Raw genomic sequence first — 13,859 nt, forward strand, 5'->3', positions numbered from 1 at the left:
CACCACGGCTCCGGCTCAGGGCGCGAGCCCGGGCGCCGCCGCGCTGCCGGAAGGCCACCCGACGATGCCGGGCAGCGCCCCCGTGGCGCCCGGTGCGCCGCTGCCGCAGGGCCACCCGCCGGTGAAGGACGCGAACAAGCTGCCGCCGTCGGCGGAGGAGCTGATGAAGCAGCTCGACTCCTCCGAGGGCCTGCGCGAGCGGGAGAAGTCGTTCGAGATCGCCTCGTCGCTGGGGAAGCTCTACTACTCGAACGGCCGCAACCCGGAGGCGCTGGCGTACCTGTCCCAGGCGCAGGCCAAGGCGGACGGCGTGCGCTCGCTGTTCCTCGCCTCGCGCAAGAAGCTGGGCAAGACGCCCGTGGCCACCGCCGAAGCGGCGAACTGCGGCTTCACGCCGGGCCAGGCGCTGGACGCGATGGAGGCCGTGGCCCAGGCGCGCGCGAAGGCCGGCGACACCGCGGGCGCCGCCGCCTGTGCCCGCGCCGCGCTGAGCCCCGCGCTGGAGGTGGACGTGCTGCGCGGCAACGCGCTGTACCTGCACGGCGACAGCCCCAGCGCGCTCAAGGCGTACGAGCGCGCGCTGGAGGTGGAGCCGAAGCACGAGGAGGCGCTCTTCGGCCGCTCGTCGCTGCTGTTCGAGACGCAGGGAGAGAACCTCCAGGCGCTCAAGTCCGCGCGTGAAGGCTTCGACCTGCTGGTGGCCGCGCACCCCGACTCGCAGCGCGCGCCCATGGCCCGGCAGCTGAGCCAGCGCATCGAGGAGACGGTGAAGGCCGGCGGCCGCAAGAAGTGGCTCGCTTCGCGCGCCGAGGACCGCCGCGTGCGCCTGTCGCAGAACACGGCGCAGAACATGGCCCAGAACCCGGCGCTGCCGCCGGACGCGCCGCGCCCGTTGACGCCGGAGATGGTGGACGCGGTGAAGAACACGGAGCGCACGCCGGAGCTGGAGGCGGGCCTCAACAAGCTGGTGGAGGAGGGCGAGGAGCACCTGGCGCGCGGCCGCTACCAGGAGGCCCTGGCCAACTACACCCGCGTGGTGCCCTTCCAGCCGGAGAACGGGCGCGCGAAGGCGGGCATGGCCTGGGCGCTCGTCGGCCTGGGCCGTCCCATGGGCGCGCGCGTGTGGAGCGTGGCCCTCCAGGGTGACGCGGGCGCGGTGGAGAAGCTGGGCGACACGCTGCTCGCCAAGGGCGACGCCAAGGGGGCGAAGGCGCTCTGGGAGAAGCTGGCCCAGGACGTGCCGGACTACCCGAACAAGGCCGCGCTCCAGGCGAAGCTGTCGCAGTAGCTAGAAGAACTTCGCGGCCAGCAGGTCCTGGACGTCGAGCAGGCCCACGGCGCGGCCCTCGACGTCCACCACGGGGAGCTGGTCCACCTTCAGCTCGCGCATCTGCGCGGCGGCGGTGAGCACCAGCGTCTCCGGGGTGATGCAGCGCGGGCGCTTGCCCATCACCTGCCGCACCGGCACGTGGAAGTCCTGGTGCCCCTTCTCCACCAGCCGGCGCAGGTCCCCGTCGGTGAAGATGCCCTCCAGCTTCCCGTCCCGGTCCACCACGCACGCGGCGCCCGGCCGGCCCGGCGTGTTGGTCATCACCACCACCGCTTCGGACAGCCGCGCGGTGTCCAGCACCAGCGGGTTCGCGCGGCCGGTGCGCATCAATTCGAAGACGCGCAGCACGGAGCGCCCCAGCTTCCCGCCCGGGTGCAAGAGCGCGTAGTCGTCCCGGCCGAAGGGCCGCGAGCGCAGCAGCGTCATCGCCAGCGCGTCGCCCACGGCATGCAGCGCGGCGGTGGACGCCGTGGGCACGAGTCCCAGGGGACACGCCTCCTCGATGCGGCCGATGTCCAGCACCACGTCCGCGCCCTTCGCGAGCTGACTGTCCGCGTCCCCGGTGAGCGCCACCACGGGCGCGCCCATGCGCTTGAACAGGGGCAAGAGGCGCAGCAGCTCCTCCGTGCTGCCGCTGTTGGACAGCGCGAGGATGACGTCGCCCGGGCCCACGCGGCCCAGGTCGCCGTGCACGGCCTCCGCGGGGTGCAGGAACACGGAGCGCACGCCGGTGGAGGCCAGCGTGGAGGACAGCTTCTGGCCGATGTGGCCCGCCTTCCCCATGCCCGTCACCACCACCTGGCCCGAGCACTCGCGCACCAGGTGCAGCGCGTGCAGGAACGCGTCGCCCAGCCGCTCCGTCACGCCGAGGATGGCGCGCGCCTCCGCCTCCAGCACGCCGCGCGCGTAGGTGAGCGTGGCCTCCGCGTCCGCGTCCCGGACGGGGGGCTTCTTGGGAAGGTTCTTGGCGGTGGATCGGGGGGCGCGGGCCATGAGCGGCGCTACCTCTACTCCAGCCGTCGCCCGGGTGGCCATCCTTGACGCATGGGGGGCCATCGACTACGGCCTGCCCGCCCGGTCGCCGGTGGCCGGGGACACCTAGGGGATGCAATGAAGTTCTTCATCGACAGCGCGGACGTCGAGGAAATCCGCAAGGCCCACGCGATGGGCTGCGTGGACGGCGTCACCACCAACCCGTCGCTCCTGGCCAAGGTCGGCCGCGGGCTGGAGGAGACCATCCGCGAGATCTGCTCCATCGTGGACGGTCCCATCAGCGCCGAGTGCGTCTCGCTGGAGGCCCCGGAGCTCATCAAGGAGGGGCAGACCCTGGCGAAGATCCACGACAACGTCGTCGTGAAGATTCCCATGGGCGTGGAGGGCATGAAGGCCGTCAAGGCGCTCACCGCCGAGGGCATCCGCACCAACGTCACCCTCTGCTTCTCCGCCAACCAGGCCCTGCTGTGCGCCAAGGCCGGCGCCACGTACGTGTCGCCCTTCGTGGGTCGGCTGGACGACATCTCCCAGGACGGCATGGAGCTCATCGCCCACATCCTGGAGATCTACCAGAACTACGACTTCACCACGCAGGTGCTGGTGGCCAGCGTGCGCAACCCCGTGCACGTGCTCCAGGCCGCGCGCCTGGGCGCGGACGTGGCCACGCTGCCCTACAGCGTCATCACCCAGCTGGCGAACCACCCGCTCACCGACAGCGGCATCAAGAAGTTCCTCGCGGACTGGGAGAAGGTCCCCAAGCAGGCGAAGCCCGCGGGCAAGTAGGCCCCTGGCTCTCCAGGCCGTCCCCCCGCCGTTCCGGTGTCCCTGGAATGGCGGGCGGGCGCGTGCTGGGGCTGGCGGTTGGGCGGCGGGAGCGGTATGGCAGGGAAACGCGTTGATATTTGAATCAACCTCCCTTCCGGAGCCGCCTCATGGAATTCCAGCTCACCGAGTCCCAGCGCGCTTTGCAGGATGCCGCTCGCAAGTACGCCCGCGAAGTGGTGCGTCCCAAGGCCGCCCACTACGACGAGACCTCCGAGTTTCCCCGCGACCTCCTGTCGGCGGCCTTCGAGCTGGGCCTGCTCAACATGGCCATCCCGTCCGAGTACGGCGGCGTGGGCCTGTCGCACCTGGAGCAGGTCATCGTGTGCGAGGAGCTGGCGTGGGGCTGCGCGGGCGTGGCCACGTCCATCATCGCCAATGACCTGGCCAACCTGCCCATCATCCTCCACGGCACGGATGACCAGAAGAAGCGCCTCCTGTCGCCCTTCGGGGAGAAGCTGAAGTTCAGCTCCTTCTGTCTCACCGAGCCCGGCGCGGGCTCCGACGTGGCGGCCATGAGCACCACCGCGCGTCTGGAGGGCGACGAGTACGTCCTCAACGGCAACAAGTGCTTCATCACCAACGGCGGCTACGCGGATCAGTTCACCGTGTTCGCCACGCTGGACAAGGGCCGCAAGCACAAGGGCATCACCTGCTTCGTCGTGGAGGGGCGCCCCCAGGGGCTGACCACCGGCAAGCACGAGAACAAGATGGGCCAGCGGGCCAGCAACACCACCACGGTGACCTTCGACGAGGTCCGCGTCCCGGTGGCCAACCGCATCGGCGAGGAGGGCGAGGGCTTCAAGGTCGCCATGGCCACGCTGGACAACAGCCGCCCCCTCACCGCCAGCCTCTCCGTGGGCATCGCCCGCGCGGCGCTGGAGCACTCGCTGGACTACTCCGGCCAGCGCCACACCTTCGGCAAGCCCATCCGCGAGCACCAGGGCGTGCAGTTCATGCTGGCCGACATGGCCATGAACACCCACGCCGCGCGCCTGCTCACCTGGGAGAGTGCCTGGGTGCTGGATGAGGGACAGCGCAACACCCTCCAGTCCAGCTATGCCAAGTGCTTCGCTGCGGACATGGCCATGAAGGTCGCCACCGACGCCGTGCAGGTCTACGGCGGCTACGGGTACATGAAGGAATACCCGGTGGAGAAGCTGATGCGCGACGCCAAGCTCATCCAGGTCTACGAGGGGACGAGCCAGGTGCAGCGGCTGGTCATCGCCAAGGAACTGTTCAGGTAGAAAAGCAAATCTGTCCCCGGCGGGGCTTTCCCGTTGCCGCCGCCGTGGGCGGATGTCTATTAGTTCGGCCCTGTCGTGCGGCGCGTCAACACCGACGCCGCGTCCCGGTGCCGCTTCAGCAGCCGACCCACTTTTCAAGCACTCCCCACAGAGGAGAAGCCCGCCGTGAAGATTCTCGTCACCGCCAAGCGCGTGGAAGATCCCGAGTCGAAGATCAAGGTCAAGCCGGACGGCTCGGACATCGTCAAGGAGGGGCTGAAGTACAAGATCAACCCCTTCGATGAAATCGGCGTGGAAGAGGGCCTGCGCCTCGCGGCGAAGCACACCGGCGAGGTGGTGGTGGTCTCCATCGGCGGCAAGGAGGTGCAGGAGCAGCTGCGCCACGCGCTCGCCATGGGCGCCAACCGCGCCGTGTGGGTGAACCACACGGGCCCGCTGGATCAGCTGGGCATCGCGGGCCTGCTCCAGAAGGTCGCGGAGAAGGAGAAGCCGGACATCGTCATCCTGGGCAAGCAGTCCATCGACGACGACCAGAACCAGGTGGGCCAGTACCTGGCCGAGTTCCTGGGCTGGGGCCAGGCGACGTTCGCCTCCAAGGTGGAGTCGCTGGAGAGCGAGCAGGAGAAGAGCAAGTCCCCCGCGGTGGTGCTGACGGCGGACAAGAAGAGCGTGCAGGTGGTGCGCGAGGTCGACAACGGGCTCGCGACGGTGGAGGTCCAGCTGCCGGCCGTCGTCACCACGGACCTGCGCCTCAACCAGCCCCGGTACGCGAGCCTGCCCGGCATCATGAAGGCCAAGAGCAAGCCCATCGAGGAGCTGACGCCGGCGGCCCTGGGCGTGGACGTGGCGCCGAAGATCCAGGTGCTGAAGCTCGCGTCGCCTCCGGCGCGCAAGGCCGGCATCAAGGTGCCGGACGTGGCCACCCTGGTGGAGAAGCTGCACAACGAGGCGAAGGTCGTCTGAGCGCGCGCCCCATCCATCCCTAAAGATTCCGGAGACAGACCCATGTCCATCGTCCTCATCGTCGCCGAGCAGCAGCCGGACGGAAACCTGCGCAAGGCTTCCCTCAACGCCATCGCCGCGGGCAAGCAGCTCGCGGACAAGGCCGGCGGGGAGCTGCACCTCGTCCTCTTGTCCAAGGATCCGTCGAAGCTCGCGGGCGAGCTCGCGGGCACCGGCGCCAAGGCGGTCCACACCGCCGCCGCCCCGGAGTTCGAGCACTACCTGGCGGAGGTCTACGCCCCCGTCATCGCCTCGCTCGCGCAGGAGCTGAAGGCCACCTTCATTGGCGCGGCCTCCACGGCGCAGGGCAAGGACCTGCTGCCGCGCGTCGCCGCCCGGCTGAAGGCCGCCATGGCCACCGACATCACCGCCATCAACGGCAGTGGCGCGGACATCACCTTCACGCGCCCCATGTGGGCCGGCAACGTGTTCGCCGAGGTGAAGCTCACCACGCCCGTGCAGGTCATCAGCATCCGCGCCACGGAGTTCGCCGCGGGCGCGGGCGGTGGCGCCGCCGCGGAGGTGAAGTCCTTCCAGCCGAAGCTGGAGGCCTCCAAGACGAAGTTCGTCAGCTTCAACGAGGTGAAGAGCGCGCGTCCGGAGCTGACCGAGGCCCGCGTGGTGGTGTCCGGCGGTCGCGGCACCAAGGGTGACTTCAAGGAAGTCGAGGCGCTGGCGGACCTGCTGGGCGCCGCGGTGGGCGCGTCCCGCGCGGTGTGCGACGCGGGCTGGGTGCCCAACGACTACCAGGTCGGCCAGACGGGCAAGGTCGTCGCGCCGCAGCTGTACATCGCCGCGGGCATCAGCGGCGCCATCCAGCACCTCGCCGGCATGAAGTCCTCGAAGACCATCGTCGCCATCAACAAGGACCCGGAGGCGCCCATCTTCCAGGTGGCCGACTACGGCCTCGTGGATGACCTCTTCAAGGTCCTGCCCGCGCTGCGCGAGGGCATCCAGAAGCTGAAGTAGGCCGCAGGCGCTGTCTCACGTGGGGCGCGTTGCCGGGAGGAAACACTTCCCGGGAGCGCGCCCTTCGTGCGTTCACAGCTCGATGTCGCTGCCCTTGCCGGGCTGCTTCTCCGCCGGGGGGAGCGGGACCGCGGGGGCCTCGGGCTCCAGGTCGCCGGGCTCGTCGCGGGGCTCCTTCGGGGCGTCGTCCGGCAGGGCAGGGGGCGCGTCCTGGGCTCCTGCGGCTCCGGAATCTCCGGTATCGAGCAGGTCGATGCGGCCTCCGTCGTCCAACTGCACGTAGAGGGTGCGGAACGCCCAGTCCTCGCCGCGCTTGTCGGCCACGACGTTGAGGGTGCCGTCCGCCTTGGGGCCGTCCAGGGGGACGACGAGCTCCGCGTGGGTGAGGCCGTTGGCGGTGCTCACCTGGGTGTTGCTGGGGAAGCCCGGCTTGAAGGGGGTGCCCAGCGCCTTCTGCACGTGCGGGTCGTCCTGCGCCAGGGCGAGCGCCTCCGTGTACGCGCCCATGTCCTTGACGGAGCTGTAGCCCCAGCCAATCGCCAGGGCGACCATCCCCACGCACGAGCCCATCAGGCCCAGGCAGCCCACCGGCGCCACCCACTTCCAGTTGCGGCTCCACCACCCCTGGCGGGGTGCGGGCGCGTAGTCACCCTCGGGCATCGTCGGCATGGGGTCTCTCCCTAGGCTCGGCGCTTCGGCGCTTCGGCGTTGGTGTCGGGCCGTGTCATAGCCGGTTCCGGACGAAGCCGGGGTGGGGGACGTGTCGCGGAGGCTCGACGGGGCCCGCCTTCATGACAGAGTGTCCGCCATGCCCTCTGGTGGCGTCTCGACGGCCGAGCTCGCGGACCTGCTTGCGGCGCTGCCCTTCGGCCATCGGCTGTGGGTGCGCGGCATGGGGCGGTGTCTGTACCCGCTCCTGCGCAGCGGGGACGCGGTGCGCCTCTTGCGCTGCGGGCCGGAGCGGCTGGCGCGCGGGGACGTGGCGCTGGTGCGGCACGGGCCCAGGCTCGCCGCCCAGGTGGTGCTGTCCACCCGCCCCTGGGTGACGGAGTCGCTGCTGGGCGGCACCGACGTGTCGGGAGGGGAGCTGGTGGGACGGGTCATCGCGCTCAAGCGGGGGAGCCTGGTGCTGCGGCTGCCCCGGCCCACCCGGCCGGCCCTGTTCCTCACGCAGCGGGCGCTGTCCGGCGTGTGGACGAAGCCCGCGGCCCGCGCCGTGTACCGCCACCTGCGCGACCTGTTCTCCGGGTGGACGAAGCCCCTGCGCCGCCACTTCGTGGGGCCGGTGGAGATCCGCCTGGTGCGGCCGGACGACCTGGACGCGCTGCTCGCCTTCGCGACGGAGCGGCTGGTGGTGTCCGGCACCTTCCTGCGCCGCCAGCTGAGGGACCGCTGGGGCCTGCCCGAGGAGCGGCGCGTGGGCGCGGCGGCGGGGGCCTTCGACTCGCAGGGGCGCCTGTTCGGCTTCGCCTGGGTGGACGACTACCACCAGGAGGGGCTGGCCCTGGAGGGCTTCTGGGTGCGCTCGCTGGTGGTGGCCCCCCGGGTGCGGCGCATGGGGGTGGCCTCCGCCCTGGTGCGCTGCCTCATGGAGGAGGCCCGGCGCCAGGGGGCGGAGCGCGTCCACGCCGACATCGACGAGGACAACACCGCGTCGCTGCGGACGTTCTCGGGCCTGGGCTTCCGGCCCGCGCCGGACGCGCTGACCACCGCCACGAACCAGCAGTGGGACGCGGCGGGTGGCAGCAAGCGACTGGTCGTGCTGGTGCGTGTGCTTTCGGCGTGAGCGCGGCCCGGGGGGTTGCCTCCTCCGGCCGGGTGGGCCAAAAGCACCCGTCCCGTTCACCCCGCATCCCTCGCTGGCGAGGCCCTTCGTGAGCACCCCCGCGTCCGTCACCCCGTCGTCCCCTGGCGCTCCTGGCACGCCGTCCGGCGAAGAGAAGGGTGGCTTCAACATCGACCACCTGTTCCTGGGCATGCTGGCGGTGTTCTTCCCGCTGGCCATCGCGTCGCACTTCTTCTTCCCGGGGACGTGGACGTTCATCCTCTGCTCGGTGGCGCTCATCCCGCTGGCGCGCCTGATGGGCGAGGCCACGGAGGTGATTGCCCACAAGCTGGGCAGCGGCCTGGGCGGCCTGATGAACGCGTCGTTCGGCAACGCCGCGGAGCTCATCATCGCGCTCGCCGCGCTGCGCTCCGGCCACGCGGACGTGGTGAAGGCGTCCATCACCGGCGCCATCCTGGGCAACCTGCTGCTGGTGCTGGGCGCGGCCATCCTCGCGGGCGGCCTGAAGTTCCCCCGGCAGACCTTCAACGCCACCGCGGCGCTGTCCGGCTCCGCCATCATGTTCCTGGCGCTCACCGCCATGTCCATCCCGGACCTGTTCCACGCGGCGCGCGGCCCCGCGGGGGACGCCGTCATCTTCCCGATGTCGGTGGCCATCTCCGTCATCCTGCTCATCGTCTACGCGCTGTCGCTGCTCTTCTCCCTGAGGACGCACGCGCACCTGTACGCGGGCGAGGAGCAGGGCACTCCGGAGGAGCTGCCCGCGTGGACAACCAAGAAGGCCACCGTCATCCTGCTGGGCGCCACGCTGGGCGTGGTGGTGGTGGCGGAGTTCCTGGTGCACGCCATCGAAGCGGCCATCGCCACGTTCGGCTTCACGCACACCTTCGTCGGCGTCATCATCATCGCCATCATCGGCAACGCGGCGGAGCACTCCACCGCCATCCTGATGGCGCTGAAGAACAAGATGGACCTGGCGTTCAACATCGCCTTCGAGTCCTCCAAGCAGATCGCCCTCTTCGTCGCGCCGGTGCTGGTGCTGGTGTCCATCCCGCTGGGCCAGAACCTGACGCTGGAGTTCAGCCACATGGAGGTGCTGGGCATCGCCATCGGCACGGGGGCGGCGACGCTCATCGCGCTGGACGGCGAGTCCAACTGGCTGGAGGGCGTGATGCTGCTGGGCGTCTACGCCATCCTCGGCGTCGCGTTCTTCTTCATCCCGTAGGCCTCCGGTGACGACGCAGGGAAGTGACGGGGCGCGGTGGCGGGCGGACGGGGCGCTGGTGCTCCTCACCGTGTTCTGGGGCGTGACGTTCGTGGTGGTGAAGGACGCGCTCGCGTTCGCGGACCCCTTCACCTTCCTCACGCTTCGCTTCGCGGTGGGCGCGGCGGTGATGGCCGCGCTCGCCGGTCGGCGGATGTTCGCGCCCGGCACGGTGAAGAAGGGCGCGCTGCTGTCGGCGGTGTTGTTCCTGTGCTTCGCGTTCCAGACGGTGGCGCTGACGGACACCACGCCGTCGCGCGCGGCGTTCCTCACCGGGCTCAACGTCCTCTTCGTCCCGCTGTTCTCGGTGGTGCTGCTCAAGCACATCCCCCGCTGGGGCACCTTCGTGGGCGTGGTGCTGGCGGCGGTGGGCCTGTACGCGCTGACGCGGCCCACCGGCGGCCCGGTGCAGGCCGGCCACTTCCTGGGGCTGTACCTGGGGGACTGGCTGTCCATCGGGTGCGCGGTGACGTACGCGGTGCACATCCTGCTCACGGAGCGCTTCGCCTCGCGCGACGGCGTGCTGGGGCTGGTGGCCGTGCAGCTGCTGGGCGTGATGGTGCTGTCCGCGCTGTGCCTGCCGTTCGTGGAGCGGCGGCTTTCGTGGACGCCGTCGCTCGTGGGGGCGGTGCTGACGTGCGGCGTGTTCGCGAGCGCGGTCGCCATCGGCGTGCAGACGTGGGGACAGGCGCGCACCACGGCGGTGCACGCGGCGGTCATCTTCGCGATGGAGCCCGTGTTCGCGTCGGCCTTCTCCGTCGCGGTAGGGCGCGAGGTGCTGGGGCCGCGCGAGTGGGCCGGTGGCGCCCTCATCCTCCTGGGGGTGCTCATCTCCGAGCTGGGGCCGGTGGTGTGGGACGGATGGCGGGCACGGGGCCGCACGCCCGCCGCCTGAGCATCCGGCGAGAGGGGTGGGCCCGGCCGGGAGCGCGGGCGCCCGGGGCGCGCTATAGACAGCGCCCGGACCCATGAGCGTGGAGCTGAGACGAAACGGGCTGCACCTGACGGGCACCCCCCTGTCGCTGGACGCGAAGCGCAAGTCGCCGCTGTCCTTCGTCAGCCACGGGCACTCGGACCACATCGCCCGCCACGAGAGCACCATCGCCACGGCGGCCACGCTGCGCTTCATGGCCCACCGGCTGGGCCCGGTGCGCGCGCCCCTGGCGGTGCCCTTCCGCCGCCCCTTCGCCCTGGGGCCGCTGATGCTGGAGCTGCTGCCCGCGGGGCACATCCTGGGCAGCGCGCAGCTGCGCGTCGTCCGCGCGGACGGCCGGCGCATCGTCTACACCGGGGACCTGAACACCGCGCCGTCGCTCACCGCGGAGGCGACGGAGGTGGCCACGTGCGACACGCTCGTCATCGAGTCCACCTTCGGCCACCCGCGCTACCGCTTCCCGCCGCGCCCGGAGGTGCTGGGGCAGGTGGAGACGTGGCTGCGCGCGCAGCTGAACCGGGGCGTGACGCCGGTGCTGCTGGGCTACCCGCTGGGCAAGAGCCAGGAGGCCATGAAGCAACTGGCGGACCGGGGCTTCCGGCTCGTCGCGCACCCGTCCATCTTCGAGGTGGCGGAGCTGTACGCGGAGCTGGGCGTCCCCATCGACAACCTGCGCCGCTATGACGGGACGGTGGAGCCGGGCGAGGTCCTCTTCTTCCCGCCGCACCTGGTGCGGGGCGGGGGATTGGCGCCCCACTGGCCCCGGGCGACGGCGGTGCTCACCGGCTGGGCCATGGACCCCGGCGGCGCGCGGCGCTACGGCGCGGACGTGGCCTTCCCGCTGTCGGACCACGCCGACTTCCCGTCGTTGATGCAATACGTGAAGGACACAGGGGCCCGGGATGTCATCACCTGCCACGGGTTCGCGGAGGAGCTGGCCCAGGCGCTGCGGGACGCGGGCACGGACGCCCGCCCGCTGGGCAAGCCACAGCAGATGGCATTGTTCTGATTTTCAGCGCTGAAGCGTTAGAACGGTCGCCCGATATGACCGCACCCGCTCCCTCGCTCTCCGGCCATCTTGCCAACGTGCTCCTGTGCACGGACCCCGAGAAGAAGCGCTTCGTCACCCATGAGGTGCCCGAAGTGCAGGTGTCCTTCGAAGGCTTCGTGGGGGACCGGCACGCCGGCCTCACGCGGCTCGCGGACGTGCGCACGCCCTGGTTCCCCAAGGGCACGGTCATCCGCAACACCCGGCAGGTGTCGGTGGTGTCGCGCGAGGAGCTGACGGAAGTGGCCCACACCCTGGGCATCCCCAACGTGCTGGCCTCGTGGCTGGGCGCGAACCTGGAGCTCGTGGGCGTGCCCCGGCTGACGCACCTGCCGCCAGGCACGCGGCTGTTCTTCCCCGAAGAGGCCACGCTGGTGATGGAGGGGGAGAACCAGCCCTGCATCCACCCGGGCCGCGCCATCGAAGCGCACCACCCGGACCTGAAGGGGCTGGCGAGCCGCTTCGTGAAGGCCGCGTTGCAGAAGCGGGGGCTCGTGGGCTGGGTGGAGCGCCCGGGCCTCATCCGCGCCGGTGACGAGGTGCGGGTGATGCTGCCCAAGCCGGTGACGTACTCGCTGCCCGCCGCGCCCGAGGAAGCCAGGCGCGAGCAGGTGGGCTGAAAAAGCAGAAGGCCCGGCAGGACGCTGTTCGCGCTCCGACCGGGCCCCCGCTCACCTCCGCATCACGGAGGCGAAAGCGCTACGCCTCCGGCGACTGGACGATGAGCTTCTCCTTGCCGCACACGTCGCACCGCACGTGCACGAACAGGTCCTCGTCGCTGTCCTCGGGCACTTCACCTTCGGGCACGCCCAGCTCCGCCTTGGCCAGCGCGGCCACCTTGGCCGGGATGTCCTGCGCCTTGAGCGACTGCACGTAGGTCATCTCGCGCTCGTGGCACTCGCGCACCTCCGGGCCGGTGAGCCATGTGGGCTCCATGCCCTCCGGCAGCCGGCTGAGCAGCTCCAGGTTGGACACGGACTCCGCCAGGTACGCGAGCCTGCGCAGCCGCACCTCTTCCGGCAGCGCCGCGAACACCTGGAAGCCCTCCAGCAGCGCCTGGCGATCATCGCCCGTCGCCGCCTGCGCCAGCTCCATGGACGCCTCGCTCGACTCCAGCGCCTCGTCCCAGTTGTTCTCCGGGTTGAAGCCCGCCTCCAGCAGCGACGTGTAGAGCTGGGCCGCGGCCATCCGGCGCCGCACCTCGTGCAGGTGCTCCACCACCTCGTGCGTCAGGCGCAGCTCCAGGAGCGCGCCCGTGGTGCGCGGGTCGATGGAGCCCGTGAGGTCGTCTACCTCCACCTCGGCGCGCAGCTCGCCCTTGAGCTGCTTGGCTGCGGCGAAGCGGAACAGGGGCAGCACGCCCACCTCGCGCAGGTACACCGCCGCGACGTTGGCCTCCTTGCCGCCCATGCGCAGCGCCTTCTGCGCGCGCTCCACCGCCGCGGGGTCCGCCGCGGGCTTCTTGTTCTCCAGCCGCGTCTTCACCGCCTCGCGGTAGAGCGTCTCCAGCGAGTTGCCCGGAGGCAGCCGCTGCGGCAGGAGCGGACGCAGGCCCGGCACGTCCAGCACCCAGAGCGGGGGAGCGCCCACGTGCTTGAGCGCCCGGAAGAAGAGCGAGCCCGGCGGATCCTGCGGACGGAACGGCGGCAGGTCGTCCGGATGCGCCGGGTTCGAGCCCTCCATCGCGTTGCCGCCGCCGTGCGTCTGGCCCAGCATCTTCTCGCGCTGTTCACGCGTGAACGCCGTGATGCCCTGCACGGGCGGGGGCGGAGGAGGCGGCGCTTCCTCGCCGTCCAGACCCGTCACGCGGTCCATGTCCACGTCGTCCAGCTCCAGGTCCTCCAGACCCTTGGCGCCGGTGAAGTCGCATCTCAGGAGCTTCAGTTTTTCGAAGGTACAGCCTTCCAGGTTGGCGCCGCGGAAGTCGCAGTCCTGCAGGCGGCCTCCGTGGAAATAGGCGTTGGAGAGGTCCGCGTCCCGGAAGTTCATCTTCGACAGGTCACAGCGCTCCCACTCGGAGCCCACCAGTCCGAGCCCGGACAGGTCGGCGTTGGCGGAGAACAGCTGCGTGAACGTGGCTCCGGTATGGTCGGTGGCCACCTGGGAGGACTTCCTCAGGCGGTTCCACTCAGCGGAGCCGCTCTGGAGCAGCTTCTCGATAGTTGGGGCTTTCGGCATGGACCGCGAATTATTCGTGTGGTCTGGTCCAGGCGCCAGCACAAATGATCGAGTACCGAATTGAAGCCGACACCGTCGGGATGCGGCTGGACAAGCACCTGCGCAAGCGGATGCCCAACGTCCCGGTCAGCCACCTGTTCAAGATGATCCGCACCAAGAAGGTGCGGGTGAACGGCAAACGCGCGCAGCCGGAGCAGTTGCTCGCTGAAGGAGACGTGCTCACCATCCGGGGCAACGAAGAGCAGCTCACCCTCGCGGAGCGTCCGAAATCGGACCGTCCCAAGCC

At 70.6% G+C, this 13,859-nt stretch carries 14 protein-coding genes; 11 read left to right on the forward strand and 3 right to left on the reverse strand.

What is annotated here, in order from left to right; genetic code table 11:
- Positions 1–1,288, forward strand: a 1,288-nt coding sequence (locus tag D7V93_RS23020; protein ID WP_244237455.1) for a tetratricopeptide repeat protein, incomplete at its 5' end; no start/stop codon positions are given.
- On the opposite strand, the gene D7V93_RS23025 is transcribed toward D7V93_RS23020, so the two are convergent.
- Positions 1,289–2,365, reverse strand: a complete 1,077-nt coding sequence (locus D7V93_RS23025) for a KpsF/GutQ family sugar-phosphate isomerase (RefSeq protein ID WP_372338340.1) — start codon at positions 2,363–2,365, stop codon at positions 1,289–1,291.
- A 75-nt stretch (positions 2,366–2,440) separates the two neighbouring features.
- Here D7V93_RS23025 and fsa point away from each other — a divergent pair, with 75 nt between their 5' ends.
- From fsa to D7V93_RS23045, 4 genes are all read left to right on the forward strand, one after another.
- Positions 2,441–3,106 carry a fructose-6-phosphate aldolase gene (gene fsa, locus D7V93_RS23030; protein ID WP_120645460.1) on the forward strand — a complete coding sequence of 222 codons (666 nt, stop codon included), beginning with the start codon at positions 2,441–2,443 and terminating at the stop codon, positions 3,104–3,106.
- A 149-nt stretch (positions 3,107–3,255) separates the two neighbouring features.
- On the forward strand, positions 3,256–4,392 hold the full coding sequence (locus D7V93_RS23035; RefSeq protein WP_120645461.1) for an acyl-CoA dehydrogenase family protein: 1,137 nt from the start codon (positions 3,256–3,258) through the stop codon (positions 4,390–4,392).
- Positions 4,393–4,557: 165 nt separating this feature from the next.
- Positions 4,558–5,355 (forward strand): electron transfer flavoprotein subunit beta/FixA family protein, encoded by a 798-nt coding sequence (locus D7V93_RS23040; protein ID WP_120645462.1) that lies wholly within the window; start codon positions 4,558–4,560, stop codon positions 5,353–5,355.
- A 42-nt stretch (positions 5,356–5,397) separates the two neighbouring features.
- Positions 5,398–6,363: an electron transfer flavoprotein subunit alpha/FixB family protein gene (locus tag D7V93_RS23045; RefSeq protein ID WP_120645463.1), complete on the forward strand. Its 966-nt coding sequence runs from the start codon at positions 5,398–5,400 to the stop codon at positions 6,361–6,363.
- Between the two features lie 72 nt (positions 6,364–6,435).
- Here the strand turns inward: D7V93_RS23045 and D7V93_RS23050 are convergent, their stop codons facing one another.
- Positions 6,436–7,032, reverse strand: a complete 597-nt coding sequence (locus D7V93_RS23050; RefSeq protein WP_120645464.1) for a cytochrome c oxidase assembly factor Coa1 family protein — start codon at positions 7,030–7,032, stop codon at positions 6,436–6,438.
- Positions 7,033–7,171: 139 nt separating this feature from the next.
- Here D7V93_RS23050 and D7V93_RS23055 point away from each other — a divergent pair, with 139 nt between their 5' ends.
- The 5 genes from D7V93_RS23055 to D7V93_RS23075 all read left to right on the forward strand — a co-directional run bounded on the left by D7V93_RS23055 (position 7,172) and on the right by D7V93_RS23075 (position 12,015).
- On the forward strand, positions 7,172–8,149 hold the full coding sequence (locus D7V93_RS23055) for a GNAT family N-acetyltransferase (protein ID WP_120645465.1): 978 nt from the start codon (positions 7,172–7,174) through the stop codon (positions 8,147–8,149).
- 88 nt (positions 8,150–8,237) lie between these two features.
- Positions 8,238–9,374, forward strand: a complete 1,137-nt coding sequence (gene cax, locus D7V93_RS23060; protein ID WP_208723115.1) for a calcium/proton exchanger — start codon at positions 8,238–8,240, stop codon at positions 9,372–9,374.
- Positions 9,375–9,381: 7 nt separating this feature from the next.
- Positions 9,382–10,308 carry a DMT family transporter gene (locus D7V93_RS23065; RefSeq protein WP_120645466.1) on the forward strand — a complete coding sequence of 309 codons (927 nt, stop codon included), beginning with the start codon at positions 9,382–9,384 and terminating at the stop codon, positions 10,306–10,308.
- Between the two features lie 73 nt (positions 10,309–10,381).
- Positions 10,382–11,356: an MBL fold metallo-hydrolase gene (locus tag D7V93_RS23070; RefSeq protein ID WP_120645467.1), complete on the forward strand. Its 975-nt coding sequence runs from the start codon at positions 10,382–10,384 to the stop codon at positions 11,354–11,356.
- A 35-nt stretch (positions 11,357–11,391) separates the two neighbouring features.
- Positions 11,392–12,015: an MOSC domain-containing protein gene (locus D7V93_RS23075; RefSeq protein ID WP_120645468.1), complete on the forward strand. Its 624-nt coding sequence runs from the start codon at positions 11,392–11,394 to the stop codon at positions 12,013–12,015.
- A 79-nt stretch (positions 12,016–12,094) separates the two neighbouring features.
- On the opposite strand, the gene D7V93_RS23080 is transcribed toward D7V93_RS23075, so the two are convergent.
- Positions 12,095–13,573: a pentapeptide repeat-containing protein gene (locus D7V93_RS23080; protein WP_208723116.1), complete on the reverse strand. Its 1,479-nt coding sequence runs from the start codon at positions 13,571–13,573 to the stop codon at positions 12,095–12,097.
- A 44-nt stretch (positions 13,574–13,617) separates the two neighbouring features.
- On the opposite strand from D7V93_RS23080, the gene D7V93_RS23085 reads away from it, so the two are divergent.
- On the forward strand, positions 13,618–13,859 hold a 242-nt coding region (locus tag D7V93_RS23085), incomplete at its 3' end, for a S4 domain-containing protein (RefSeq protein WP_279636938.1).

Origin of the sequence: Corallococcus llansteffanensis (assembly GCF_003612055.1) — a bacterium.
GTDB lineage: Bacteria > Myxococcota > Myxococcia > Myxococcales > Myxococcaceae > Corallococcus > Corallococcus llansteffanensis.

What these genes read in the sequence shown, in the direction of transcription:
- D7V93_RS23055 (WP_120645465.1), top strand. Translation starts at nt 7,172, where the DNA reads ATGCCCTCTGGTGGCGTCTCGACGGCCGAGCTCGCGGACCTGCTTGCG.
- D7V93_RS23075 (WP_120645468.1), top strand. Translation starts at nt 11,392, where the DNA reads ATGACCGCACCCGCTCCCTCGCTCTCCGGCCATCTTGCCAACGTGCTC.
- D7V93_RS23070 (WP_120645467.1), top strand. Translation starts at nt 10,382, where the DNA reads ATGAGCGTGGAGCTGAGACGAAACGGGCTGCACCTGACGGGCACCCCC.
- fsa (WP_120645460.1), top strand. Translation starts at nt 2,441, where the DNA reads ATGAAGTTCTTCATCGACAGCGCGGACGTCGAGGAAATCCGCAAGGCC.
- D7V93_RS23050 (WP_120645464.1), bottom strand. Translation starts at nt 7,032, where the DNA reads ATGCCGACGATGCCCGAGGGTGACTACGCGCCCGCACCCCGCCAGGGG.
- D7V93_RS23045 (WP_120645463.1), top strand. Translation starts at nt 5,398, where the DNA reads ATGTCCATCGTCCTCATCGTCGCCGAGCAGCAGCCGGACGGAAACCTG.
- D7V93_RS23035 (WP_120645461.1), top strand. Translation starts at nt 3,256, where the DNA reads ATGGAATTCCAGCTCACCGAGTCCCAGCGCGCTTTGCAGGATGCCGCT.
- D7V93_RS23080 (WP_208723116.1), bottom strand. Translation starts at nt 13,573, where the DNA reads ATGCCGAAAGCCCCAACTATCGAGAAGCTGCTCCAGAGCGGCTCCGCT.
- D7V93_RS23025 (WP_372338340.1), bottom strand. Translation starts at nt 2,365, where the DNA reads ATGGCCACCCGGGCGACGGCTGGAGTAGAGGTAGCGCCGCTCATGGCC.